Genomic DNA, 5,761 nt, shown 5'->3' with positions numbered 1-5,761 from the left:
GACGGTGCGCACGGACGTGCACGCGGCGGCCGTTCGGAGCGGGGCGCGGGGGCCGTCACGGCCGGCGCACGGGCGCCGGCGCCGGCGTCAGTTGTCGGGGGACCGGAGCACGCGGAGGTGGCCGCGGCGCGCGACCTCCATGGGATCCGCGCCGCGCCCCGCTCCGCCGGCCGACCGCTCCTGGGGGCGGGCCGCCTCACGCACCGCGTCCGCGAGCGCTTCGAGATCGTCCCCGCTGGGCCGGGCCGGGGCCGAGCCGTCGAGCAGGCGGACGACCTCCCAGCCGCGCGGCGCGGTGAGGCGCTCGGAGTGCTCGGCGCACAGGTCGTAGCAGTGGGGTTCGGCATAGGTGGCGAGCGGGCCGAGGACCGCGGTCGAGTCGGCGTAGACGTACGTCAGCGTCGCGACGGCGGGACGGCCGCAAGCGGTGCGCGAACAGCGACGTACAGGGCTCACGATGTTGGACGGTACCGCACTCTTGAGCGGGCCGCGACGACTCCCCTGCCGCGCGTTCCCCCGTGTCGTGGCCTGAAAGGTCCCTGCGTCCCGGTCGGCACGCACCGTTCGACCTGCTCCGACGCTCACGTCGGGAACGGATGCGGCTTCCCTTCCGGTCATTACTTGGTACAAAAACCGTCAAATACCTTGAGATCACCGATCCGTGAAAGATATGGGATCGAGCCGAACCTTGGCCGGAATGGTCATGCGACGACAAGACGACAAATCGATCCAGGTGGGCCGTCGCCGTGTCCCGGCACCGGTCCGTGCGCGGACGGGGTCCGGAAGCCGTGTGGGGCCGGGCGCGCCGGACCGGTGGAGACTACGCTTCACCGTGATGGACACCCCTGTGACGCCCCGTGCCGCCGACCGCGGGCCCCGCCGTCGTGATCGCCACGGCCGGGGCATGCGCGGACCGATCGCGCCGCCCCAGGTTCCGCTGGCCGCCAGCCGCGCGGAGACGTTCGCGGACCTGGTGCAGGACTCCGTGGAGCGGCTGGAGCGCCGGTGGCCCCAGCTGGCCGACATCGACTTCCTCGTGCTGGAGGTCCCGCGCCTGGACGCGTCCGGAGCGGGCTGGAGCGACGAGCCGGTGCCGCTGGGCGGCACCGTGCCGACCCACGAGGGGCGTCCCGCCCGGGTCGTGGTCTACCGCCGGCCGGTGGAGATCCGCACCAAGGGGCGCGACGAGCGGGCGGCGCTGGTCCACGAGGTCGTCGTGGAGCAGGTCGCCGAACTGCTGGGGCTGACGCCGGAGACCGTGGACCCCCGGTACGGCGAGGACTGACAGGAAAGCCGACGGGCCGGGGCCCGGCGCCCTGGGGTCCGCCGCGTCGGGGTCCGGGCGGCCGCCCCGGCCGCCCGGACGGAGGCCTTCCGTACGGGCGGCGGCGGCTCCTGCTCCCGGTGGTTCCTCCCCCGGCCCCGTCTGCCGCAGGACCGGCTACTTCTGCAGGACCGACAGGTCCTGCTCCGTGTGCGGTACCGCCACCATGCCCCGGTCGTCGGGGAGGGTCTGCACGGTGAAGGCGGGAACGCCGTCGTCCGGGGCGGTGAGGGTCCGGGAGGCGTAGACGGGGACCTTGTCCGACTCGGGCTCGACCGTCAGCGCGTACGTGCCCTCGACGTCGTCCGGGACCGGGACCTCGATGTTCTGGGTGGTGCCGGCCTTGATCGTGTACGTCTCGCTCGCCGGGGTGCCGCCCTCGCTGCCCGCGGACACGGTGACCTTGACCGTGGCCGCGCCCTCGGGCGCGGTCACGGCGAGGACGCTGCCCTTGACCGTGTTGCCGGCGGACGTCGCCCGCAGACCGACCTCGCGGGCCGCCGGGACGAAGGCCGACTCCTGGTCGTCGCCCTTGCCGCGCAGCACCCGCACGGCCGCCACGACGGGCACCGAGCGGTCCGTCGGCGTGAGCACCAGGGAGCCCGCCTCGCCGCGCGTGACGTCGCCGAGGTCGACGGCGGTCGTCATCCCGCCCTTCACGTGCACCGTCTCGTTGCCGGCCGGGGTGATCAGTCCGGAGGGCGACGCGAGCTGCACCTTCAGGTCGGCGTCGGTGTTGCCGGGGGTGAAGACGGCCAGGCGCACGGCGGTGGCGTCCTCGGGGATGCCGGGCAGGACCAGGCTGCCCGCCGGATCGGCCGACGCGGCCAGCCAGTCGCCGCCGAGGGAGTCGTCCAGGGCCTGCACGGCCGCGCCGACCCGTCCGCTGCGGACGACGACGTGGACCGTCACGTCGGTCTGCTCCTCGTCGGTGAGCGTGGACAGCAGCACCGGTTCGGAGGAGTGCGGCTTGACCGTGATGCCCTCCCCCACCTCGGTCTCGAGGGCGCCGTCCTCGCCGTAGACCTCGATGTCCACGACGGCGGCGGAGCCGTCGGGGTTGGTCAGGTGGACGTAGTCGGTGCGCCCGGCCGCGGTGCTCGCCCCGGGGAACCAGAATTCCGTGTCCGGTGCGGTGCAGGTGACGCCCTGGAGGCCCCGGCCGGTGCCGGCGGCGACCTCCGTGGTCTGCTGCACGGTCCAGCCGGGGGCGAAGCGGCCCTCGGCGGTGCCGAGGAGCGCGGGCTCCTCTCCGCCGGAGGTGTCCGCGGTGACCGGCTCGCCGGGTTCCTTCTCGTGCTCCAGCACCGGCTTCCCGGTCTTCGCGGAGGCGGCGGTCTCCTTCCCACCGCTCTCCTCGCTCTCCTCCCCGCCGTTCTCCTCGCTCTCCTCCCCGTCGTCCTTCCCGCTCTCCTCCGTGTCCTTCTCCGCGGGCTGTCCCGCGGTGGCCCGCCGGAGGGCGGCGCCGCCCTCGTTCCCCGTGCCCTTCGTGACGGGCGTGAAGGACGTGTAGGTCGTCTCGGCGAGGTCGGAGCTGCTGGGCTTCGGGCACAGCAGGCTGGAGCGTTCCACCGGCAGGCGGGCGGCCGCCGTCGCGACGCCGTCGTCCGCGGCCGTGGGGTCCGGCGCGGTCAGGACGGCGAAGCCGGTGACGGCGGCGAGTGCGGTGGCCCCCGCGATCAGGGACAGGGTGGTGCGGTTCACTGCTGGCTCCCGTCGGGACGCTCGCTGCCCGGCTGCGGGCGGTGCGGCTGCTCGGGGTCGTACGACGCGTCGTAGCCCTGCGCGTAGGTCTGGTCGTAGCCGTCGTAACCCTCGTAGCCCCGTCCGTACGCCGTCGGGTCATACTGCGGCTGCGGGGGCGTCCCGTCGTAGGCGTACGGGTCGTACCGGCCGCCCCCGCCGTCCTGGCCGCCCTGGTAGGGGTCCGTCGGGTAGTGCTGTCCGTAGCCGTCCGCCGGGGGCTGCTGCTGTCCCTGCGGGTACGGGGCGGCGGCGGTGTAGGCGCCGTCGTAACCCGGGTTCGGGTGCGGCTGCGGGTCCGGGTGGCTCGACGCGTCCCATTCGTCGTAGGGCCGCTGCTGCGGAACGGCCGCGGGCTGCGGCGGGGCGTCGAACCCGTCGTGCGCGCCGCCGTCCGTGCCGTCGGCCGCGTCGCCGTCCGCGTCCCGGTCCGTGCCCGTCTCCTCGGCCGCCGCGGCTTCCGCCTCGGCCTGGGCGCGCAGGCGGCGGGCGCGGCGGCCGTCGCCGGCGAGCGCCTCGGCGGGGACGGCCGGTTCCTCGGGCAGGTCGTCGTCGACGTCGCGGCGCCGGCCGGGCAGCGCGAGCACGACGAGGACGACGGCGAGCAGGCCCTGCGCCCACAGCCAGGCGGTGTGCGTGAACGGCTCCTCGTAGGTGACGGCCAGCCGTCCGCCGGCGGCGGGGAGCCGGAAGCCCTGGGCCCAGCCGTCGACCGTGGTGCGGGTCAGCGGCTTGCCGTCGAGGGTGGCGGTCCAGCCCTCGGCCGCGGCGTCGGCCAGGCGCAGGACGCGTCCTTCGGCGCCGTCGGGGATCTCGGTGTCGATCTCGACGGGTCCGGCGGCCACGGCCTGCGGCTCGCCCTCGCCGCCCTTGGCGGGGACGACGGTCGCGCGGGCCACGTTCTGGTCGACGCGCCACAGCGCGCCGCCCGCCTGCTGGCTGAGCCGGGTCAGGCCGGGCGTGGCGTCCAGGACGCGGGTGACGTCGCGGGGGGCGCCCGGGTGGACGAGGACGTAGCGCACCGCGAATCCGCCGAGCTGGTCGGCCTGGTCGGCGCCGGAGCCGGCGACGAGGTTGGCGACGACCTTGCCGAGCCCGGTGTTGACCTCGGCCGAGGCGGTGATCTCGGCATCGCCCATGCGGGCGCCGGAGCCGCGGACCAGCACGTAGTCGACGCGGGCGGCGGAGTCGCTGTCCAGGACGAGGGTGCGGGCCTGGTCGCGGGTGCCGCTCTCCTCGGCGACGAACGCGGGCACCTGCACGGGATCGCGCCGCGCGAGCGGTCCGTCGGCGCCGCGGAGCATCCAGCCGGCGGCGGCCAGCAGCGGGCCGGCCGCGCAGGCGAGGGCGATCAGCACGGCGACCGGCTGACGCCAGCCGAAGTTCTGCTCGGCGACCCGGGAACGCGCCCCGTCGGCGCCGAGCACGGCCGCGGCCAGCAGGGCGATGCCGTGGACGAGCGTCGCGGGCCCGGCCCAGGCGGAGCCGTTGGACAGGACCGCGAAGACGAGTCCGACCAGGGCGGCCGCCCAGGCGGCGCCGATGGCGAGGCGGCGTTCGGAGCGGAGCAGGGCCGCGAGGGCGGCGAGCACGATGCCGAGGAACAGCGTCCCGCCGGCCGCGCCGGGACCGCCGGGGCTCGCGCCGAGCAGGTCGAGGGCGGAGGCGGCGGACGCGCCGTACTCCAGGCCCGCCTCCCGGAAGAAGCCGAACGGGAGCAGCGACAGCGACCAGGGGGCGAGGACCAGCAGCGGGGTGCCGAGCTGGGCCAGGAAGCGGAGTCCGTACGCCGGGAGGTCGGCCCTGCGCAGGGCGAGGACGCCGAGGCCGAGGACCAGGGCGACGGGCCAGACGACCGGGGTGAACGCGGTGGCGAGGGTCAGCAGCAGCGCGTACGCCCAGGTCGCGCGCCAGCTGCCGCGGACGCCGGGGCCGTGGGCGAGTCCGCTCGCGGCGATGCCGGCCCGGGCGATCAGCGGCAGCAGGACGGCGAGCACGGCGGTGCCGATCCGGCCGCCGGCGAGGGCGCCGGTGATGGCGGGCAGGAAGGCGTAGGCGATCGCGGCCCAGGCGCGCAGCAGCCGGGACTCGACGAGCGGGCGGGAGGCGAAGTAGGCGCTGATGCCGGCCAGCGGCACCGAACCGACGAGCAGGACGGTCACGGCGAGCCCGGTCGAGCCGAGCAGCAGGGTGGCCAGGGACGCCACGAGGGCGAGGTAGGGCGGTGCGGAGCCGGTGCCGCCGGCGCCCACCGCGTGCCAGGTGTCCGTGTACCGCGCCCACAGCTCGCCGGAGTCGGCGGGGGCGGGCAGCAGGGCGCCGCCCGCGAGCGCGCCGCCGCCGAGGAGGGCGCGGCAGGCCGTGAGGGAGACGAGCAGCAGGAGCAGGAAGAGCACCGGGCCGGGTTTGCGGGCGATCCGCTTGAGCCGGGCGAACTGCTCGACCTCGATGAAGTCGGCGTCGTCCCCGCCGGGTCCGGCGAGCTGTGGGCGCGGTACACGGACACCTGGCACGCGGTGGGCGCCGGCGGCACCGGCTCCGCACCGCCCTACCTCGCCCTCGTGGCGTCCCTGGCCACCCTGCTGCTCGGCTCGACCGGGCTCGCCGTGACCGTCCTGCTCGTCGGTTCGGTGCCGCTGGCCGGCATCAGCGCCTACTTCGCCTCCCGCCCGCTCGTCGAGTCCCGGCTGCTGC

Annotated in this window: 4 protein-coding genes; 1 reads left to right on the top strand and 3 read right to left on the bottom strand. The window is 75.9% G+C overall.

What is annotated here, in order from left to right; all coding sequences use genetic code 11:
• Positions 1–87: 87 nt before the first annotated feature.
• Positions 88–459 carry a DUF3499 domain-containing protein gene (locus AOK18_RS19660; protein WP_074994540.1) on the bottom strand — a complete coding sequence of 124 codons (372 nt, stop codon included), beginning with the start codon at positions 457–459 and terminating at the stop codon, positions 88–90.
• Positions 460–835: 376 nt separating this feature from the next.
• On the opposite strand from AOK18_RS19660, the gene AOK18_RS19655 reads away from it, so the two are divergent.
• Positions 836–1,285, top strand: coding sequence for a metallopeptidase family protein (locus tag AOK18_RS19655; RefSeq protein WP_074994499.1), 450 nt, complete (start codon positions 836–838; stop codon positions 1,283–1,285).
• Between the two features lie 156 nt (positions 1,286–1,441).
• Here AOK18_RS19655 and AOK18_RS19650 read toward each other — a convergent pair whose 3' ends face one another.
• Together AOK18_RS19650 and AOK18_RS19645 are read right to left on the bottom strand one after the other, a co-directional pair.
• Positions 1,442–3,028 (bottom strand): DUF5719 family protein, encoded by a 1,587-nt coding sequence (locus tag AOK18_RS19650; RefSeq protein WP_055695217.1) that lies wholly within the window; start codon positions 3,026–3,028, stop codon positions 1,442–1,444.
• Positions 3,025–5,761 (bottom strand): family 2 glycosyl transferase (locus AOK18_RS19645; protein ID WP_420865625.1); only part of this gene is annotated, 2,737 nt, incomplete at its 5' end. The genes AOK18_RS19650 and AOK18_RS19645, both read right to left, overlap by 4 nt.

The organism is Streptomyces prasinopilosus (genome assembly GCF_001419695.1).
In the GTDB taxonomy this organism is placed as follows: Bacteria; Actinomycetota; Actinomycetes; order Streptomycetales; family Streptomycetaceae; genus Streptomyces; species Streptomyces prasinopilosus.
Note: the sequence above shows the minus strand (reverse complement) of the source record. Positions and strands in the feature narration are given on the sequence as shown.